This is a genomic window from Paenibacillus sp. LT-B23 (assembly GCF_059417685.1).
The window spans coordinates 77433-96616 of sequence record NZ_JBSQBM010000025.1 but is presented as its reverse complement, the minus strand read 5'-3'; the positions used below and the strand labels follow the sequence as shown (position 1 = coordinate 96616).

General features: G+C 47.1%; 22 protein-coding genes and 1 riboswitch. Of the genes, 20 read left to right on the top strand and 2 right to left on the bottom strand.

The features are described 5' to 3' along the window. The first annotated feature begins 204 nt into the window (after positions 1 to 204). Positions 205 to 624 carry a hypothetical protein gene (locus tag ACWXW9_RS24750; protein WP_494931574.1) on the top strand — a complete coding sequence of 140 codons (420 nt, stop codon included), beginning with the start codon at positions 205 to 207 and terminating at the stop codon, positions 622 to 624. Positions 625 to 1010: 386 nt separating this feature from the next. Here the strand turns inward: ACWXW9_RS24750 and ACWXW9_RS24745 are convergent, their stop codons facing one another. Beyond that, positions 1011 to 1535 carry a hypothetical protein gene (locus tag ACWXW9_RS24745; RefSeq protein WP_025682456.1) on the bottom strand — a complete coding sequence of 175 codons (525 nt, stop codon included), beginning with the start codon at positions 1533 to 1535 and terminating at the stop codon, positions 1011 to 1013. A gap of 405 nt (positions 1536 to 1940) precedes the next feature. Here ACWXW9_RS24745 and ACWXW9_RS24740 point away from each other — a divergent pair, with 405 nt between their 5' ends. The 10 genes from ACWXW9_RS24740 (at position 1941) to rsmI (ending at position 9916) form a co-directional block, all read left to right on the top strand. Next, entirely contained in the window at positions 1941 to 2126 is a 186-nt protein-coding gene (locus ACWXW9_RS24740; RefSeq protein WP_025682457.1) for a sigma factor G inhibitor Gin, read from the top strand. A 145-nt stretch (positions 2127 to 2271) separates the two neighbouring features. Continuing rightward, positions 2272 to 3855 (top strand): aminotransferase class I/II-fold pyridoxal phosphate-dependent enzyme, encoded by a 1584-nt coding sequence (locus tag ACWXW9_RS24735; RefSeq protein ID WP_494931573.1) that lies wholly within the window; start codon positions 2272 to 2274, stop codon positions 3853 to 3855. Positions 3856 to 3957: 102 nt separating this feature from the next. Next, positions 3958 to 4605, top strand: a complete 648-nt coding sequence (gene tmk, locus ACWXW9_RS24730; RefSeq protein ID WP_494931572.1) for a dTMP kinase — start codon at positions 3958 to 3960, stop codon at positions 4603 to 4605. Between the two features lie 74 nt (positions 4606 to 4679). After that, a complete protein-coding gene (gene darA, locus ACWXW9_RS24725; protein WP_007427998.1) occupies positions 4680 to 5009 on the top strand; it encodes a cyclic di-AMP receptor DarA in 330 nt (109 codons plus the stop codon). Positions 5010 to 5210: 201 nt separating this feature from the next. After that, the gene (locus tag ACWXW9_RS24720) at positions 5211 to 5654 is read left to right on the top strand and encodes a YaaR family protein (RefSeq protein WP_044646021.1); all 444 of its coding nucleotides are present in this window, start codon (positions 5211 to 5213) and stop codon (positions 5652 to 5654) included. Between the two features lie 203 nt (positions 5655 to 5857). Next, positions 5858 to 6853 carry a DNA polymerase III subunit delta' gene (holB, locus tag ACWXW9_RS24715; protein WP_494931571.1) on the top strand — a complete coding sequence of 332 codons (996 nt, stop codon included), beginning with the start codon at positions 5858 to 5860 and terminating at the stop codon, positions 6851 to 6853. A 137-nt stretch (positions 6854 to 6990) separates the two neighbouring features. Further along, on the top strand, positions 6991 to 7791 hold the full coding sequence (locus ACWXW9_RS24710; RefSeq protein ID WP_014279023.1) for a PSP1 domain-containing protein: 801 nt from the start codon (positions 6991 to 6993) through the stop codon (positions 7789 to 7791). Between the two features lie 27 nt (positions 7792 to 7818). Beyond that, positions 7819 to 8193, top strand: coding sequence for a DNA replication initiation control protein YabA (yabA, locus tag ACWXW9_RS24705; RefSeq protein WP_014279024.1), 375 nt, complete (start codon positions 7819 to 7821; stop codon positions 8191 to 8193). 89 nt (positions 8194 to 8282) lie between these two features. Next, positions 8283 to 9038, top strand: coding sequence for a tRNA1(Val) (adenine(37)-N6)-methyltransferase (locus ACWXW9_RS24700; RefSeq protein ID WP_494931570.1), 756 nt, complete (start codon positions 8283 to 8285; stop codon positions 9036 to 9038). Further along, entirely contained in the window at positions 9035 to 9916 is an 882-nt protein-coding gene (rsmI, locus tag ACWXW9_RS24695) for a 16S rRNA (cytidine(1402)-2'-O)-methyltransferase (RefSeq protein WP_494931569.1), read from the top strand. The genes ACWXW9_RS24700 and rsmI overlap by 4 nt, the downstream gene beginning before the upstream one ends. A gap of 124 nt (positions 9917 to 10040) precedes the next feature. Here the strand turns inward: rsmI and ACWXW9_RS24690 are convergent, their stop codons facing one another. Then, a complete protein-coding gene (locus ACWXW9_RS24690; RefSeq protein ID WP_007428005.1) occupies positions 10041 to 10295 on the bottom strand; it encodes an AbrB/MazE/SpoVT family DNA-binding domain-containing protein in 255 nt (84 codons plus the stop codon). Between the two features lie 331 nt (positions 10296 to 10626). On the opposite strand from ACWXW9_RS24690, the gene ACWXW9_RS24685 reads away from it, so the two are divergent. From ACWXW9_RS24685 to ispE, 9 genes are all read left to right on the top strand, one after another. After that, complete coding sequence (locus ACWXW9_RS24685; protein ID WP_494931568.1) at positions 10627 to 11910, top strand: HD domain-containing protein; 1284 nt, start codon at positions 10627 to 10629, stop codon at positions 11908 to 11910. 42 nt (positions 11911 to 11952) lie between these two features. Then, complete coding sequence (locus ACWXW9_RS24680) at positions 11953 to 12723, top strand: TatD family hydrolase (RefSeq protein ID WP_494931567.1); 771 nt, start codon at positions 11953 to 11955, stop codon at positions 12721 to 12723. 201 nt (positions 12724 to 12924) lie between these two features. After that, positions 12925 to 13207, top strand: a riboswitch (cyclic di-AMP (ydaO/yuaA leader). 269 nt (positions 13208 to 13476) lie between these two features. Next, the gene (locus tag ACWXW9_RS24675) at positions 13477 to 14625 is read left to right on the top strand and encodes a resuscitation-promoting factor (RefSeq protein ID WP_134911744.1); all 1149 of its coding nucleotides are present in this window, start codon (positions 13477 to 13479) and stop codon (positions 14623 to 14625) included. Between the two features lie 147 nt (positions 14626 to 14772). Further along, positions 14773 to 15318, top strand: a complete 546-nt coding sequence (rnmV, locus tag ACWXW9_RS24670) for a ribonuclease M5 (protein ID WP_014279030.1) — start codon at positions 14773 to 14775, stop codon at positions 15316 to 15318. A 7-nt stretch (positions 15319 to 15325) separates the two neighbouring features. Then, positions 15326 to 16210 (top strand): 16S rRNA (adenine(1518)-N(6)/adenine(1519)-N(6))-dimethyltransferase RsmA, encoded by an 885-nt coding sequence (gene rsmA, locus ACWXW9_RS24665; RefSeq protein WP_494931576.1) that lies wholly within the window; start codon positions 15326 to 15328, stop codon positions 16208 to 16210. 149 nt (positions 16211 to 16359) lie between these two features. Continuing rightward, on the top strand, positions 16360 to 17256 hold the full coding sequence (gene yabG, locus ACWXW9_RS24660; protein WP_494931575.1) for a sporulation peptidase YabG: 897 nt from the start codon (positions 16360 to 16362) through the stop codon (positions 17254 to 17256). A 200-nt stretch (positions 17257 to 17456) separates the two neighbouring features. Continuing rightward, positions 17457 to 17735 (top strand): biofilm formation stimulator Veg, encoded by a 279-nt coding sequence (veg, locus tag ACWXW9_RS24655; protein ID WP_014279033.1) that lies wholly within the window; start codon positions 17457 to 17459, stop codon positions 17733 to 17735. Positions 17736 to 17899: 164 nt separating this feature from the next. Continuing rightward, complete coding sequence (locus ACWXW9_RS24650) at positions 17900 to 18079, top strand: small, acid-soluble spore protein, alpha/beta type (protein WP_007428013.1); 180 nt, start codon at positions 17900 to 17902, stop codon at positions 18077 to 18079. Between the two features lie 156 nt (positions 18080 to 18235). Next, positions 18236 to 19090: a 4-(cytidine 5'-diphospho)-2-C-methyl-D-erythritol kinase gene (ispE, locus tag ACWXW9_RS24645; protein WP_494931566.1), complete on the top strand. Its 855-nt coding sequence runs from the start codon at positions 18236 to 18238 to the stop codon at positions 19088 to 19090. The last annotated feature ends 94 nt before the right edge of the window (positions 19091 to 19184 follow it).

Here is a 19184-nt window from a genome sequence, read left to right as displayed (position 1 = left end):
TTGAGATTGTGGTCCTTTTTTTGGTGCGTATATTTTAGAAATGTTCTTACAAAAAGAAGGTAACATTTTTGTTACGGAATGTTAGAGGAAACCCGGTATAATATAGGTACTGAATCCCATATACACGCGCTGCGTTCTTGCAGAATTATGCAAATTCTCGAATAGGGTTTGTATAGTGAATCAAGCTGGTAAGGAGGGAAGATCATGCGGCGAAATAAATGGCTTGCTCTTTTGGTGCTATTCAGTGTCGCTGTCGCGATTCTTACCGGGTGCGGGACAGAGGAGCCTTCTTGGACATCGTTTGAGGGGGCAGCGAATGAAAAAACGTTTCCGGTCCCTAAAGAAGCGAGTAAAACCGATCGGGCCAGCAGCAACTCGGATATGGACTATGTACGCTATGCTTTACCGGCTTTGAAGGAAAGCGATAGCTTGCCAGCTCCCTATCTGGAGGAAATTGCAGCCTGGGGCTGGACGGAAGAACCGAATCTATCGACCTTTAATCAGAAAGTATTCCTGAAAAATAAACATATGGTGCACTTATCTGTGCATGATGGTTCTTTTACTGTATTGGTCCCGAAAGATGGTAAAGCTGCTGGGAAAAGCAAAAGTGTGGACCTTAATTAATGATGTTACGGTTCCCCACTGGATACAGGAGTTGCGGACATAGGGGGTTGGTTTAAGTAAGTCACAGACGACCTCAATGTAGCAGATAGGTGCTGTGCATATTGAATAATAAAGCTGGATATCAGGAAGCACTCAAAACTGCGGTTAAGTAGATGGGGCTTCCTTTTTTATATTGGCATATCAGATTGGCTCGGAACTTAAGGGTAGGATAAAGAATAAGGGTTAGACAATCCAACGAGAGTATTAGAGGGTAGTGTCGGTGGATGAGGGACATAAAAAGGAACAACCTTATGGGGTTGCTCCTTTTTTTAATATGCGGTTCTAGTCATTGGATATATGCGAGATCGGGTATAAGCTCCTATCTATACGGATAGAGAATAGCTAGTCTATTGTTGATAATACGAGGCATCTTCGTCGGTGAACTTCAACATGCCGTCTTTCCTTTCGCCTGTAAGACGGCTCAGGATGTATAGGCGCGGCGCAATAAGCCACAGATGCCAAAAGAGCAAGGATACAGTAAAGGCTGGTGGAGACCAGAGAATGAATACAGCCGACAAGCAGATGCCGATCCATAGCGTATGTATATGCACACGGCGAAAGAGGCCGTAGCCTATGTACTGGTCTGTCATATAGCCCAGCCAAGGCAGCTTGCGGTGAAACGCCCAGCGCTTGCGGAAGGCTGTTTTGCTTATGAACAGTACAGATCGGGAGATCACGAAGTGTACCCATAAGGTCAAGAAAAAAGCTAAAGCAAACAAAAACAGGCTGGTCCATGAAAAGGCAAGAAGCAGGAAAAGAAGCATAATAACAGGCAACGAGATGTGACTCCATATCAGCTGACGCGGAATACTGATTTTTTTAATAAGCTTGTAGTGATAGTAGGTAGCTTTGGTTCCGGTTTCCTCTGTCATGCAAACAGTCCTTTCATTAATCTACTGCATCACAAGTGGCTTCTCGACCGCCCACAGCCGGAAAAAGGGACGGTGCTGCGCTCATGCGGCTCTGACAAGTACTAAATCGTTTGGGTAAGGCTATAGAATGATCGGCTTCTCGTGTGAGCCAACCTATTCTATAATTACAGGGAAAAGCTATCACGAATGAAGTATGCAACGGCTCCAATGAAAGGGTATCCATATGTAGGAGCTTTTCTTATTATATCGGCATAGACGGCTGTTTTTTAAACCTGTGGGGTACAAACACCATAAGGGCTCACATGGAATATATATAGAGTATATCGTCGATCTGGGCTATGAAAAGGTTTAAAATAGTAGAAAGTGCCCCATACTAATAGTAAAAGATACAAGGGTGGGATGGATATGCATGATCAAGGCGGCCACCGCTGCATTATATGCGGACAACACAAGCATGAAGGCATCTTTATCGTTTCCGAGTTTATCTGTGATGCGTGTGAGGCTGAAATGGTGCGCACGGATGCGACAGACGCCAAATATCATTTTTTTATTGATCAACTAAAGCAAATTTGGGTACAGAAAAATGCATAATATCCTTTGTCAGCTAGTCTTTAAAGGGTTAGTATTCTAGGGCCTGTCGGTACGGGCTTTTTTTTCTGTGAGTAAAAGTAGGATTCCGCTTGATTTTACGATAAAATAGGGTAGATATAAAGCTTTGTTTCGGAAGGATTGCAGAATGATGGGGAAAAAGGCTTCACATGCACCATTAATGGAAGCTCTATTACGTTACCGGGCTCAGGACAATGCTTCTTATCATGTGCCTGGCCACAAAAATGGACAAGTATATGAAAATGAAGATATTGCATCTCTCTTGAAAGAAGTAATGTCTATTGATGCGACCGAAATTACCGGACTGGACGATCTGCATCATCCGGAGGATGTGATCCGTGAGGGTCAGGGGCTGGCCGCGATGTGCTTTGGTGCAGAGGAAAGCTTTTGGCTGATTGGAGGAAGCACGGTCGGTAATTTGGCAATGATTTTGACCGTGTGTACGGAACCGGGGGATTTACTGCTGGTACAGAGAAATGTACACAAGTCAGTCCTGAATGGTCTTATGCTGTCCGGGGCTGCTGCGGTGTTCTTGGAGCCGGAAATAGATACGACCAGCGGGCTTGCGGTTGCTCCTTCGGCGGATACGATACAGACCGCATTAAAAGCCTATCCTTCCGCCAAAGGCGTACTGCTTACGATGCCTAACTACTACGGGATGGGACATGACCTAACAGCGACGGCCAAGGCTTGTCATGCGGCCCATGTGCCTCTGTTGGTGGATGAGGCGCATGGCGCCCATTACGGCTTGCATCCCCGTTTGCCAGTGTCTGCTTTGTCCTGTGGGGCTGATGTGGTCGTCCAGTCAACACATAAGATGCTACCAGCCATGACTATGGGGGCCATGCTACACGTGCAGGGAGGACGGATTAACCGAGAGTTGCTTCGTCAGCGATTAGCAATGGTGCAAAGCTCCAGCCCTTCATACCCGCTAATGGCTTCTCTGGATTTGGCAAGGCGGCATATTGCAGTTCATGGGGCCAATGCCTTTACGGAAGGTTTGGCGGCAGCAGATGCTTTTAGAAAAGGTCTGAAGCAGCTTCCACGCTTTCGACTCGTAGAGCCTATTCAGCTAGCACATCAGGAGAATGAAGCCCAAGAGGGCATTTCTGAGCGCTTGGAGAGGGATGAGGGAGAAGCGGACGGATATTCGACTCATGACCCTTTTAAAATGGTGTTGTATGATACATTTGGTGTATTGGATGGCTTTGGCTTAAAGCGTGAGTTGGAGGCGTATGGCTGTATTCCGGAGATGAGTGACGAAAAACATGTTGTTTTATTGTTTACGTTAGGCTCCATGATTAAAGATGCTAATCACCTGTTGCAGGCTCTTGTGCATATAAATGATGATATACGGTTTAAGGAGACGGCTGGTGGGCCGGGTTCTATGCAGAAGGAGCAATGTGGACTGGATTTAGATTTTTCCACGTGGAACAATGATGGTGCGATGGTTTATTCTAGTCCGGTGCAGTTTGGGCTTCAACCGGTTAAACCGGATCGGATGGAGGTAGTAGCTGTTGAGGACTCTGCGGGCAGGGTGGCTGCGGAAATGATTATCCCGTATCCTCCAGGTATTCCACTGTTATACGCAGGAGAAACAATCACGGAATCCATAGCTAAACGAATGAGACGTCTCCGTGAGCTGGGAGCCAAATGGCAAGGGGCAGCAGATGAAAGGTTGCTTACAATTCGGGTATTCCGTTTAAAATAAAGATTAGATGTTGGAGACTTAACCAATAAAGAAGACTGAATAAAAGAAGCATACGAGCCTGTAGGTGACTCTTATTTTTCAGGCTGGAAAGCAGGGAATGGCATGAATCGCAAAGGAATTTTTATTACGCTGGAGGGGGGAGACGGCTCCGGTAAAACAACGATGATCCAACGGCTGGCTAAGTTTATGGAGGAAGAAGGCTATCCAGTTATTACGACGAGAGAACCGGGTGGTATCGAAATTTCGGAAAAGATCCGCTCTATCATTTTGGACCCTGCCCATACAAGTATGGATGCCCGGACAGAGGCGCTTCTATATGCGGCAGCCCGGCGTCAGCATCTGGTGGAGAAGGTAAAGCCGGCTATTGAAAAGGGAGCTATCGTATTATGTGATCGTTTTGTGGATAGCAGCTTGGTCTATCAGGGATTTGCGAGAGGCATCGGAATTGAGGAAGTGGCTTCGATTAATCGTTTTGCAGTAGATGATTGGGAGCCGGATGCTACATTTTATCTGGATATCGAACCTGAGTTGGGATTGGCCAGAATTAATGCATCCCGGGGAGAGGGAATGGATCGCCTTGATATGGAAAGCATATCCTTTCACCACAAGGTACGTGAGGCGTACCTGGAGCTGGCCTACAAATTTCCGGAGCGAATTACGATTGTGGATGCATCTCCCGCACCGGAGCAGGTAGAGCAAGTATTGAAGGATTTGCTGAAAAAGCGGTTTATTCAAAACTTTAGCATGTAATTGTCGAAGGATATACGGTAAAATTGAGCTAGGGACTAGCTTGTTCCTAATATGGCTTGAAGGAGGAATACAGGATGAAGCTGATTATTGCGATTGTGCAGGATAAGGATAGTAACAGATTATCCAGCGGACTGGTGAAAGCTAATTTCCGTGCTACCAAATTGGCGAGTACAGGCGGATTTTTGCGAGCAGGGAATACGACATTTATGATCGGTGTCGATGACAATCAGGTGGACTCGTTGATGAATGTCATTCGCAGCAGTTGCAAGGTACGTGAACAGCTAGTCACACCCGTTACCCCTATGAGCGGTACGACTGACTCCTATCTGCCTTTGCCTGTTGAAGTACAGGTGGGCGGAGCGACGGTGTTCGTGATGCCTGTAGACCGTTTTGAGCACTTCTGAATCTACACAATAGGACCTATTCTGCCGATATGATAGGGGAATTACCTGTTTCTTGCCCGTATCATGGGAGTAAGGAACAGATCCACTATAACGGTAGCGCCAAGGCGCGGTCCCTGGAAGGCCGCTGGTTTCCCTCAGTTCCATGTTGAACTGTTTTATGAAGGGGAAAAGCGGAAGTATTCGGGGGGAAAGCAGGTTTATATGAAAATAAATCCGGGCTATCGCCCTTTACAGAGTACGTTGTCTACCAATGAAATGAATGCGAAGCCGATCCAGTCCAAGAGCTTTTCCGATGTTATGCAGCAAAATGGGCAGCAGGCTTCACAGGAGGAACTAAACCGTCGCTTCAAGGAAATTCAGATGCAGGGAGACCGTCTGGCACGCTCGATGACGATTCGTGAGCTGAAGGCTTATAAAATGCTGGTTAAACGGTTTCTGGAGGATACGGTTCGGCGTGGCGTGTCGATGAAGGACACAAAGGGCTGGGATCGTCGGGGACGCAGCAAACGATATAAGCTGATTGATGAAGTGGATGAGCTGTTGCTCAAGATGGCAGATGATCTGCTCGAAACTGAGCAAGGCAAGATTGAGCTTTTGCAAGGAGTCGGTGAAATTAGAGGGCTGCTGATTAATCTCTCGTTTTAAATGTAGACTTCTGCCATAAACGAATACGAACGGGCTGTCGCCACGAAGGAATAATCTGCTTGCTGATGATGCTAGCAGATTATTTTTGACTATATTCAGGTAGGTAACGGTTGGAAATATGGAAAAATAGCAGCAAAGCTGCCCTGAAGGACAACTATTTGATGATAGATAACAGTTGTTTTCAGGAGAGAAGGTGAGGAAATATGTCTTTCCAAAATATAATGGGGCAGGATATAGCTAAAAAAATGCTGCAAAGCGCACTTCGGAATGAGGCGGTCAACCATGCCTATGTATTTAGCGGACCGCCGGGAAGCGGACAGATGAAGATGGCGCAGACCTTTGCCAAGGCATTATTTTGTGAACGAATGACGGATGATGCATGTGGCGAGTGTCTGTCCTGCCGTAAGGTAGAGCACGGCAATCACCCGGATCTGTTTATCGTAGAGCCGGATGGAGCTACGATCAAAATTGACCAGATTCGCGGACTTCAGCGCATATTCTCTTATAAATCGGAAAGCGCCAATCCGAAGGTATATATTATCCAGCAGGCGGATACCATGACAGTGCAAGCTGCAAACAGCCTGCTTAAATTTTTGGAGGAACCTCAAGTGCCTGTGGTGGGCATACTCATTTCGGAAAATGGACAGGCATTGCTGCCCACGATCCAATCACGTACGCAGCAGGTTCCTTTTCATGCTTTGCAGCCTGAAGTGATGATGCAGGCCTTGATTGGGGAAGGCTATACGGCAGGACTTGTCCGGTCGGCGGTTCATATTGCCTCGGGACTGGAATCATGTAGAGAAATTCTCCAGCAGAATTGGTTTGCAGAAATTAGAAACGTAGTGTTACAATTAGTGAAGGAGTCCATGAGCCGGGGAAGCTCGTCCATTATTCTCGCTCAACAGAAGATTTTTAAAACTGGACTTTCTGAACACCTGGATATTCTGTTTCATCTGTTTCATTTGTGGTTCAAGGATATGCTTCATTTCCGTTACGGAAGGCACGAAAGCATTGTTTTCATAGATCATTTGGAGTCCGTCTCCAAATTGGCAATCACCCGCAGCACGGAACAATGGGTCTCTTATATGGATTTGGCCGCGAATTGCAGGAAGAAGCTCCGTTTTCACGTCAATGGTCAATTGTGCGTAGAGCAGCTTCTGATCGGGTTGTCCGATACAAGCGGTTCCATCACCGGCTAACAGGAAGGCGCGCTTGTTCCACTCTGCACAATCCGCGACGCCAGGTTCCCGGTTTGTGCGACAGTGAGACTTCAATTGCGGCCATTCGTACATGTCGGCTTCAAATGAGGTTTAGTGGCATACAAGGGGGTTAATTTTTGTATAGTGTAGTGGGTGTCCGTTTCAAGAAGGCGGGCAAGACTTATTATTTTGATCCACTGGACCTTCCGGTGGAGAAAGAAAACTGCGTTATTGTAGAAACCGCGCGCGGTATTGAATATGGCAAGGTTGTGGTGGGCAAAAAAGAAGTAAATGATTCGGACGTTGTCCTGCCCTTAAAGAAAGTCATCCGTATTGCCGGAGATGATGACGCCCTTGTTGTAGAAGAGAATAAATTGGCGGCCAAGGATGCATTCGGTACGTGTTTAAATAAAATCAAAGACCATGGCCTTAAAATGAAGCTGGTAGACGTGGAATTTACATTTGACCGCAATAAGATCATTTTTTATTTTACGGCAGAGGGCCGCGTGGATTTTCGGGAGCTTGTAAAGGATTTAGCCAGTATTTTTCGTACACGGATTGAGCTGCGGCAGATCGGAGTACGGGATGAGGCTAAAATGCTGGGCGGGATCGGTCCTTGCGGACGTATCCTGTGTTGCTCTTCGTGGCTGGGGGATTTTGAACCGGTATCCATTAAGATGGCGAAGGATCAGAGCTTGTCGCTGAATCCGACGAAGATTTCCGGGTTGTGTGGAAGATTGATGTGCTGTCTCAAGTTCGAACATGATAACTACGAGAGTATGAAGGAAGAATTGCCGCAGGTTGGCAAGATGGTCGTCACCTCTCTTGGAGAAGGCAAAGTTGTAGGCGTAAATGCTGGCCATCGTACAGTGCATGTTCAACTGTTTGAGATTAGCAAGGTCAAGGAACTTCCAATGGACGATGTAGTCGTCAAGTAAACCATTAGGTTGCTTCGGGGTGGAAACTTGGATAAATTAAATGTTTTTGCGCGTATTCACGAAATGGAAACCCAAATGGGACAGTTGCATAGCGATCTGGGTGAATTGAAACTGGCAGTAAAAGAGCTGCTGGAGGAAAATCAACGACTAACGATTGAAAACGAACAGGTGCGCAAGATGCTCAAACGTGAAACCTCCAGAGAAGAAAAGACGGCAAAAAGGCCGAAGCTTTCTCCTCCGATCGTCATTAAGGATGAAGAGGAAACGGGTGAGGTTGTGGGCGAAGGCCACGACAATCTGGCGAGGCTGTATCATGAAGGATTTCATATATGCAACGTGTATTACGGACATTTGCGAACGGAAGGCGATTGCCTTTTCTGTCTGTCATTTTTGAATAAATAAAAACAAGCCGTAGGAGCAAGGTGCCTACGGCTTTTTTGTAAGGAAGTATGGGTTTAGAACGATTTGGGATAAAAAGATGGGAGAGCGCTATGTACGAAAATGAACAGAAGTCTGAACGAATTGACGATCTATTGTCACATAATTTGCGTATTATCCAAAGTGATGAGGTGTTCAGCTTTTCCATGGATGCGGTTTTGCTGGCGCGGTTTGCCGGTATTCCGCAGCGTGGAAAAATTTTGGATCTGTGTACAGGCAACGGGGTCGTCCCCCTGCTGCTAACGACACGAACTAAAGCGGCTATTGAAGGAATTGAGATTCAACCACGCTTGGCTGATATGGCTAGACGCAGCGTCAGCCTGAATGGACTGGAGGCAGCGATTCAGATTCGGGAAGGGGATCTGCGCGAGCTGGTTCAAATCACGGGGCATGGTGTATATGATGCAATTACGGTAAATCCCCCCTATACGCCGCTAAACGGCAGTGATATCAAGCTAAACCCTCATCAGGCGATTGCGCGTCATGAGGTACATTGTACACTGGAAGAGGTCATTCAGGCGTGTACGCGGCTTGTCCGTAATGGTGGAAAAGTGTCGATGGTTCATCGTCCGCAACGGCTGGGTGAGATTATAACCCTGATGCGTGCTAACAGATTGGAGCCGAAACGGATTCGGTTTGTCCACCCACGAGCTCATATGGAGGCGAATATGGTGCTCATCGAGGCGCTATGCGATGGTAAGCCGGAGGTTCGTCTGTTGCCCCCGCTCATTGTATATCAGGAGAATGGGAATTATACTCAGGAAATAAGGGATATCTATGGAGAAGTAAGCAAGGGGGATTTACTGTGAAGGCAGCGGTGCAAAAAAGTTTTATAACCAGCGGAGAAGAACGGGGTAAGCTGTATCTCGTTGCGACACCGATTGGTAATCTGGATGATATGACCTTTAGGGCGATTAACACCTTAAAATCGTGCAGTATTATAGCGGCGGAGGACACGCGGCAGACGCGCAAACTGCTCACACATTTTGACATCACGCCGGAAATGCTATTCAGCTATCATGAACATAATAAAGCTGCCAGTGGGCCTGAGCTGATACGTTATATAATGGAAGGAAAAAATTTGGCATTGGTTAGCGATGCAGGTCTGCCGGCCATTTCGGACCCGGGTTCGGATCTGGTCAAGCTGGCGCTGGAAGCGGGAATTAGCGTTATTCCTATTCCTGGGGCGAACGCAGCCTTATCAGCTTTGATTGCCTCCGGACTGAATACGGAAAGGTTTACATTTGCCGGATTCCCTCCACGGGAGAAAAAGGAGTTGGAGAAGCTGCTACAGTCATTTCAGGTATCTCACGGCACGATCCTGTTTTATGAATCACCTCATCGTATTGCACGGACGTTGACGGTATTGAAGGAAACACTGGGGGAACGCAGAGTGGTGCTTGCACGTGAGTTGACCAAGCTGCATGAGGAATGGATACGAGGAACGGCGGAGCAATGCCTTGCCAGACTGGAGGAGCATCCACCGCTTGGTGAATATTGCCTGGTAGTTGAAGGGAAAAACGAAGCAGAAGAGGAAGAGGAGCGACAGGCATGGTGGCAGTCCTTGTCTTTGGAGGCCCACGTTGCGCATTATGAGACAGAAGGGCTGACACGCAAGGACGCTATGAAGCGTACAGCTACCGACCGCTCCATTTCCAAAAGGGATGTATATAACGCGCTTTTATGAAAACTTCCCGAAACAAAAAAGGGCCTTCCAACGGTTGGGTTCAAACCGTGGAAGGCAACAAGGAGTATATATGAAAAAGGTTAGAATTAACAATCTCTTATAAGTCTATTATATACTAAAAATCTTAGTTTGTCACAGGTGTTGGAATTTCTGAGATGCAATCTTGGCAAACAATTTTTCCTTTGAAGTAAATTACGTTCTCGGCGTTGCCGCAGAAGATACAAGCAGGCTCGTATTTTTTGAGCATAATGCGTTCGCCATCAACATAAATTTCCAAAGCGTCTTTTTCGCCAATACCCAATGTGCGGCGCAATTCGATTGGAATAACAACACGTCCGAGCTCGTCAACTTTTCTTACAATACCAGTGGATTTCATCATAATAAATCAGGCTCCTCTCGCCGTTTAAAATAATATAAGTGTCATGATTCGACAAAATTTTCTCTTTTCTGATATTTACTATACCAACGATTCCCAAAACAGTCAACCTTAAAAATGAGCTAACAGATTAATTATGCAAAAGTATTTAGAATAAAGAGCATGATGCGTGTGTATTACCTTATTTTATTGATGATTTAAGCCATTTGTCGATTTGGAAATGCCGAAAAGCTATAATTCGACATATTACGACAAGCTATGTCGAATGAAGGGAATCGTTTAGGATTTTATTGTATCTTAATCCATTATTCAGAATATTAAAGGAGTTGATATCTTGCACCAGCCACTCAGTGAAGAAAAAGTTTTTAAGGACCCGGTACATAACTATATCCATGTTCAGGATACAGTGATATGGCGTTTGATCAATACTCCAGAGTTCCAACGCTTGCGTCGTATTCGGCAGTTGGGTACATCTTATCTTACGTTTCATGGAGCGGAGCATAGTCGTTTTTCGCATTCGCTAGGTGTGTACGAAATTACACGGCGTATTATTTCCCAATTTGAACGCGATGAATTTTCCGATTGGCCGAAGGAAGAAAGTTTAGTCGCATTGTGTGCAGCTTTGTTGCATGATGTGGGGCATGGCCCGTTTTCCCATTCTATAGAAGAAGCCTTTCATATGAATCACGAGGATTGGACATGCCGGATTGTATTGGGGAATACGGAGATTAACGCTGTGCTGCGGCAAGTCGATGAGGAGCTTCCTGCGAAGGTGGCTGCGGTAATTGCCAAAACGTACGACAAGCCGATTGTCGTAAACCTGGTCACAAGCCCACTGGATGCGGACCGTATGGATTATTTGCTGCGGGATGCGCACTCAACAGGCGTCAATTATGGCACCATAGATTTGGATCGTATTTTACGACTGCTGCGTCCTCATAATGGAAGAATTGTTGTGAAGGAGTCAGGTATGCATGCGGTAGAGGATTATCTGATGTCGCGCTATCAGATGTATTGGCAAATTTATTTTCACCCTGTGACGCGCAGCTCGGAAATTTTATTACGTAAAATTTTCAAGCGGGCAAAGGAGCTATTTAGAAACGGATATAAGTTTAGTTTTCTGCTGGATCCATTGCCAGACCTCTTTCGGGGAGAGCTTACGGTGGAACAATATTTGATGCTCGACGAGTCTTTGATTCAGACAGTGTTCAGTCAGTGGAAACGGGAAAAGGACGAGATTTTAAGCGATTTGAGTACCCGTTTTATGGATCGCAAGCTGTATAAATATGTAGAGATCGAAAATATGGATACAGATACCATTGACAACATTCGGACAGCGCTAGAGCTGGTTGGTCTGCATCCGGAATATGATCTGGAAATTGATTTTCCGACGGATCTTCCTTATGATGTGTTTCGGCAGGGTGGCTCGACGGACAACCAGATTTTACTCCTGGGACGTAAAGGAGAAGTGAGAGAAATTTCCGAAGTGTCGGAAATTGTGCGCTCCATTAGCGGCATTCACCGGGGAAAATATCACATGTACTATCCCCAAAATAAATTGGATGGGGTAAAGGACAAGCTTCCTGCCGAAATAAGGAATTATTTTGTCAAACAATAGACAATTATATGCCAAATAAAGTAATAAAGGAGACAAAAAACCTTGAATTTATTCGACACTCACACTCATTTGGATGCGCCGCAATTTGACGAAGACCGCGAAGAAGTTATAGCACGCGCTGTCGAATCGGGAGTGACCCGAATGATTAATATCGGATTTAACCGTGAGACCATTCCGTCTACCATGAAATTGGCCGAAACGTATAATTTTATTTATGCGGCAATTGGATGGCATCCACAGGATGCGATCACGATGCAGGAAGGCGATCTGGAATGGATTGCATCGTTATGCAGTCATAAAAAAGTCGTGGCGATCGGAGAGATTGGCCTGGATTATTATTGGGATACGTCGCCGAAGGATGTACAGCATCGGGTGCTACGCAACCAGATTGGACTGGCTCGTGAGCTGAACATGCCTATTGTCATCCATAACCGGGATGCGCATGAAGATATTGTTAAGATTTTGCGTGAAGAAAAAGCGAGTGAGGTAGGCGGAGTGATGCACTCCTTTTCCGGGAGCTGGGAGACGGCTAAAATGGTGCTGGATATGGGCTTTCACCTCTCCTTTGGCGGGCCGATAACGTTCAAAAATGCCAAGCAGCCAAAGGAGGTACTGGCACAGGTGCCGCTGGACCGTCTGCTCATTGAAACGGACGCGCCCTACCTGACACCGCATCCGTTCCGCGGGAAGCGAAATGAGTCCGCACATGTGGGACTGGTCGCAGAGGCGGCTGCCCAAATCAAGGGAATAGCGGTGGAGGAATTAGTGTCAATAACGACCCAAAATGCCTTGGAACGATTTGACATTAAGTAAAAAAGTGAAGAAATCAATCAAAATAATGAGATAGACGAAGCTAATCATGAATTTGTTGCAGGAAACTCGAGAATATTACAATATTTTAACCGAATATTTTAGAAAATGTACTTGAAACCTGCTTTACAACATGCATAGAAACAGGATATCATCTTTTCAGTGAATTGTTGTTTGAATGTAAACACCAACAGCTCATTTCATGAACCAGTCTCGCTGAGTCCCTTTTACAGGGAACGGGGGAACCGATATGGCTTACTGTACGTCCGGTGTATGGGCAAGAAGGGAACGTCTCTTCCGCCAGCCGGCTCGACCTAGATTCCTTTCCCGGATGGGATTGAACAGGTGGAGGGGCCGTATTTTGATTTCTTTCTGGGTCTTCGGGGTGAATGTGAAGGCGACCGCCATGAGCGGTTGACCCAAGCTAGGGCGTCTCTCTACGTCCGAACCCGACAGCTAACCCCGTAAGCGTAACAAGAGAGAAGCCATCTCGTGCATGATTTTTCCGCATATTCGCACATGTCGGAAGCCACGAAAGAGCTCTCTAGTCTCTTTCTCTGGCTTTTTTTGTTGTGAATAAAAGAAAATCTGTCATCATACTGTGATTAAACAGGGGAGGACAGCATGCCGCGAAGACGGGTACATGGTGCAGGACAGTCGCAGTACGGGCTTGTCTTGTAGAAAATCTGTTATAGTCACGTCAATCTCAACTATGTCTTACTCCAGACGGCGGGCTATGTAAGGAGGACGGAGGAAATGGGCATTTTCCAAAAACAGGAGACCCATGAGTCACGCTCATCCAGCATGTCTTACGTATTGCGTTGGAAGCAAGAAAATGTGCGCCAGGCTGCTTTGGTTGCTATTTTTCTAATCGCACTAACGATTATGATTTCAATTCTGGTGTACACTCAATCTAAAAAACAGGTCTTTTTTGTCATCGATGGTAAGGCATCTGCGGTAGAAACCCGGGAATCCCAGCTCCAAGATTTGCTCAAAGAGCATTCGATTTCACTTCAGCCGCATGATACGGTTTCGATGCCGCTGAACGGAGCAGTTCAGGATGGGGATCGCGTAGTTATCAAACGTGCCAATCAGGTCAAAGTATCCTCAGGCAATGAGACGAAAAAGTTGTACACAACAGAAAATACAGTAGAGGGTGCCATTCGCACCTCGGGCTATAAATTATCGTCAAATGATAAAGTTTACCCTGCTCTGGATGCCTCTGTTTCGTCTAACATGGACATAAAAATCGTCCGTGTGAAGAAACAGCAGGTCGAACAGAAGCAACAGGTGCCTTATCAGGTCATCAAAACGGCCGATCCGAGTCTCTATAAAGGCGATAATCGGGTCATCCAAAGCGGTAAAACGGGTGTTGTGGTCCAGCATGTTCAAAAGGTATACCATGACGGAAAATTGGTATCCAAGCAACTGGTAAACAAGGAAGTCGCGCAAAATCGTGTGGATAAGGTGATTGCGGTAGGAACGAAGAAAAAACCGGTCGTTCTGGCTGCTTCCGTCGGTCCCGAAGATGCCGTTAAGGCAACACGGGTTAGTTCGGGCAATGCTGTCCGTAAAGCAGGTGTGAATTTCAAATACAGTAAAGTATTACAAAACGTCTCCATGACGGCGTATTCCTCACAGGAGTCAGGTATCGGTACACGTACCGCATCCGGCACGCGTGTCACGGAAGGGCGCACCATTGCTGTCGATCCAAGTGTGATTCCAATCGGCTGGTGGGTGTATATTGAAGGGGTGGGCTTCCGCCGTGCGGAGGATACCGGTGGCGCGATTAAAGGCCACAAAATCGATGTGTATTATGAGAGTTTGAGTCAAGCCAATCAGTTTGGTCGGAAGCACGGAAAAACCGTATATGTGATTGGACCCGTGAAGCCTGAAATGAACTAAAAACGTGTTGTATATGTTTGGGTCAATGCGATACTATTAACGTCATAGTTATGCCATGCTAAGAAGAGGATATCCTCTTCTTATTTTGTTTTCAAAAGCAGGGAAAGATGAATATAGCTTACTGTGTAGTAGTGGAGGGAAACGCAAATGATCAAGGAAGTGATCGTGGTAGAGGGTCGGGATGATACGGTGGCTATTCGCCGTGCTGTCGAGGCGGATACGATAGAAACGGGCGGCTCCGCCATCAATAAAATGACGCTGCGCAAAATTGCATTGGCACAGGAGCGGCGGGGTGTCATTATTTTGACCGATCCCGATCATGCAGGGGAGCGCATCCGCAAAATTATCGCCTCCAAGGTGCCCGGTTGCAAGCAGGCCTTTATACCGGAGGCGGAAGCGACGCGCAAAGGGGATATTGGCGTAGAGAATGCCTCGCCTGAAGCGATCAGACACGCTCTCGCACGAGTGCATACGACGGTGGAAGGGGCTGATCCTCTAATCGATTGGGCGGATCTGATTGACGCCGGACTTATTACCCACCCAAATGCTGCTGCACGGCGTATGGCTTTGGGTAATGTGCTGGGGATTGGTTACTGTAATGGTAAGCAGCTACATAAACGGCTCGCTGTGTTCCAGATCAGCCGTGAGGAATTTGCTGGTGCGCTGGCACAAATTGAAAGTGAAGGATTGTGATATCCGTATGACAGGGATTCAAGATATAGCAACACCGCGGCGCACGAAGGAGATTATTCAGCGGCACGGGTTTTCGTTCAAAAAGAGCTTGGGACAAAATTTTCTGATTGATCAAAATATTCTGAACAAGATCGTGAATGCTGCGGGATTGGACGATACGAAGGGTGCACTTGAGATCGGTCCAGGGATTGGCGCTTTGACCGAGAAGCTGGCGCAATCAGCCAAGGTAGTTACTGCTGTCGAGATTGACCAGCGGCTCTTACCTATTCTCGAAGAGGTACTGGCCCCTTATGAGCATGTGAAGGTACGCCACGGAGATGTGCTGAAGCTGGATTTGCGCGAGGTATTCGCTTCCGATTTTGCTGGGGTCAGTAAAGTGAGCGTCGTCGCTAATCTGCCGTACTACGTCACTACACCGATTCTGATGAGGCTGTTGGAGGACAAGCTCCCTCTGGAGAATATCGTCGTCATGATCCAAAAGGAAGTGGCTGAGCGTATGGCTGCGTCTCCTGGGACGAAAGACTACGGCAGTTTGAGTATTGCAGTGCAATATTACAGCGAGCCTGAACTGGTCTGCATCGTACCGAATACGGTGTTTATTCCTCAGCCGAATGTAGAATCGGCGGTCATCCGTCTGCGTGTGCGGGAAGTGCCTCCGGTAGAGGTGGTGGATGAGCAGCATTTCTTCGAAGTCGTTCATGCTTCCTTTGCTCAACGTCGCAAGACCATTTCGAATAACCTGAAAAGCCGTTTCTTTACCAAAGAGAACAGGGACACGCTGGAGCCGCTGTTGCTTCAGGCAGGCATAGAGCCTTCCCGTCGGGGCGAGACGCTGAGCATCGAGGAATTTGCGCGTCTGAGCGCTGTGCTGCTGGGGGCCGGGCTTTCCTAACCTGACGCACAAGTGATCGCTTAGCAGCAGTCAGAGGGCGTCTGGTTGCGCTTTGCACGGTTGTGGCTGGCTTGCATAAGCTCCTGAGCATGGATAAGGAACCAAACTGTGCATTCACCCATACGATATGGGAGGGGTGATACAGTGTGATGATTTTAGGAGACTTGGTCGTTCGAAAATCGTACGGCGGAGATGTCACGTTTCGCGTTGAGGACATCCAGCGGGATAAAGCGATCATTAAAGGGACGGAATTTCGGCTGCTTGCCGATTCCCCCGTGAACGATCTGGTCAAGGTGCCTGCTGACCAGATTAGCGGGAAGACACGGCAAGCCCATATTAAGGCGGATGAGTCTCTCAATCTGTTGCAGCAGGCACGGCAGAAGCAAGCTGCCCGCAGTCAGGCGGCTTTGATCGGGGAGTGGAGTGATCCGGTGGAGTCGACGTATTTTGAAATGCCCGGCAAGGTACTTCATCTGGATGGGGATGCCGGCTATTTGAGAAAATGTCTCAGCCTATATGAGCAACTCCGCGTTCCTGCAGAGGGGCATCATGTACATGAATCGGCAATGGCCGACACGTTGTATCGGTTGCTTCCCCGTATTCGCCCGGATATCGTAGTCATTACCGGACACGACGGGGTATTGAAGCAGCCGCAGCCTTATGATTTATATAGCCTGAAAAGCTATAAAAATTCGCAAAATTTTGTGGCGGCGATCCAGGTAGCGAGACAATATGAGCGTCATCTGGATTCACTGACGATTGTGGCGGGAGCATGTCAGTCCCATTTTGAAGCGCTGCTGCGTGCAGGAGCGAATTTTGCCAGTTCGCCAGGGCGCATTCTGATTCACGCGTTGGACCCGGTATATGTGGCTGCCAAGGCAGCCTTTACGTCGATTCGTGATACAGTCAACATGGGTGACTTGTTTCATCAGACGATCAGTGGCAGCCGTGGCGTGGGCGGTATCGAAACCCGGGGAAGCTATCGTATCGGTCTGCCCAAGCTCGAAAATTTGTCGACTCTTAAAGTAACGCCTTCTGCAATCTAGGGTTTAAACCTGTTGAATAGGATTTGCGTGGATAAAAAGCCTCTGGTTACAGGGGCTTTTTGGCATTTTTATACGCATATTCCTGTTCGCAAAAAATTAAATTGACAAAATATTTTTCGTGTTGATATAATATTTAGCTTGATTTGACATTGTCTCTAAAATTCGTTATAATGGACAAGGAAAGAGGTGGTCGTTAGGCAATGGCTAAAAATACGCTGTTGGAAATCAAACGCAGTCTCGACGCACATGTAGGGCAAAAAATTTTGCTGCGGGCTAACGGCGGACGCCGTAAGACCGTCGAACGAACTGGTGTCTTGGAAGAAACGTACCCTTCTGTTTTTATCGTCAAGCTGGATCAGGAGCAACAAACGTTCAAACGTGTCTCCTACAGCTATGCTGACATTCTTACTGAGTCGGTGGAAGTTACTGTATATGATCCCGACTCCCATACAAGTGTCGAATATTTTGACACACCTTAATTGATTTTATGTAATCTATACCGGCTTTGCAGGTTTAACGGCGGCTTCGTCATTTCAAATGACGGGGCCGTTTTGTATTTATAGGGCAGGATGAAGCATCGCGTCTCTGCGCATACTAAGGCGGGAATGATCTTCCTTATTACACTGCCGAAGGAGGCGTATGCATGAGTCGAAGAAGACGAAGTGTCATGTCGGAAGAGCTTAAGTATGAGCTGGCCAAGGATCTTGGATTTTACGATACGGTCAAGGAAGAGGGCTGGGGAGGCATTAAAGCCAAGGATGCGGGCAATATGGTCAAGCGGGCCATTCAGCTTGCAGAGCAGGCAGCTTCCCGCAAATCGTAGCCATCGTTAGTGCTTCGGTAGTACTGATGAAAAAGCGGGGATCTCCGGTTTTATACCGGGTGGTCTCCGCTTTTTTGAACCTCATGACTTGACACGCTGAGTCTGATATAATATGTTAAGCTGTCTTGAGGGAAAAGTTGAAGGTGGGTGAACGCCTTGAAAATATACGAAAAAGCACCGGCAAAAATCAATTTAATGCTTGATGTATTACGCAAACGGGATGACGGATATCACGAGGTCGAAATGATTATGACCATGGTCGATCTGTCTGATCGCTTGACCATGTCCGAGCTACCGCGTGATACGATTATTATTTCAAGCCAAGCCGGGTACATACCGCTAGATGAGAAAAATCTAGCTTTTCAGGCCGCGCGTCTGATTAAGGAACGTTATGATGTGTCTACGGGTGTGCATATTCATCTGGACAAGCATATTCCGGTAGCCGCAGGATTGGCAGGCGGAAGCAGTGATGCCGCGGCAGCACTGCGTGGACTGAACAAGCTGTGGAAGCTTGGCATCTCGGATGCTGAATTAAGAGTACTGGGCGCAGAGCTTGGCTCTGACGTGCCCTTCTGTATTACAGGCGGTACAGCTTTAGCGAGCGGGCGCGGGGAATTGCTTAAGCCACTTCCGAATCCACCCCAATGCTGGGTGATTCTCGCAAAGCCGCCGATTAATGTATCGACGGCTGAAGTGTACGGACGCGTCAAAGCGGATCAGATCACGCATCATCCGTCTGCCCGGCAGATGGAGCAAGCGATCCTTAACGCTTCTTTTGCCGATGTGTGTAATGCGCTCGGGAATGTACTGGAGGATGTCACACTCAAGCTGCATCCGGAGGTGGAGCATCTTAAAAACTCCATGATCCGACTGGGAGCGGATGGGGTGCTGATGTCAGGCAGTGGTCCTACGGTGTTCGGGCTGGTGTCGAAGGAAGCCAAAGTACCGCGCATCTATAACGGACTCAGAGGATTTTGCAAGGATGTATACGCAGTACGACTTTTGACCTGATTTTGGTTATTTATTTCTAATTTTAGTGGTATTTGTTGTACAAATACGTACGAAGATGATATATTTACTATTAAATATTCGGATTTTACTATAT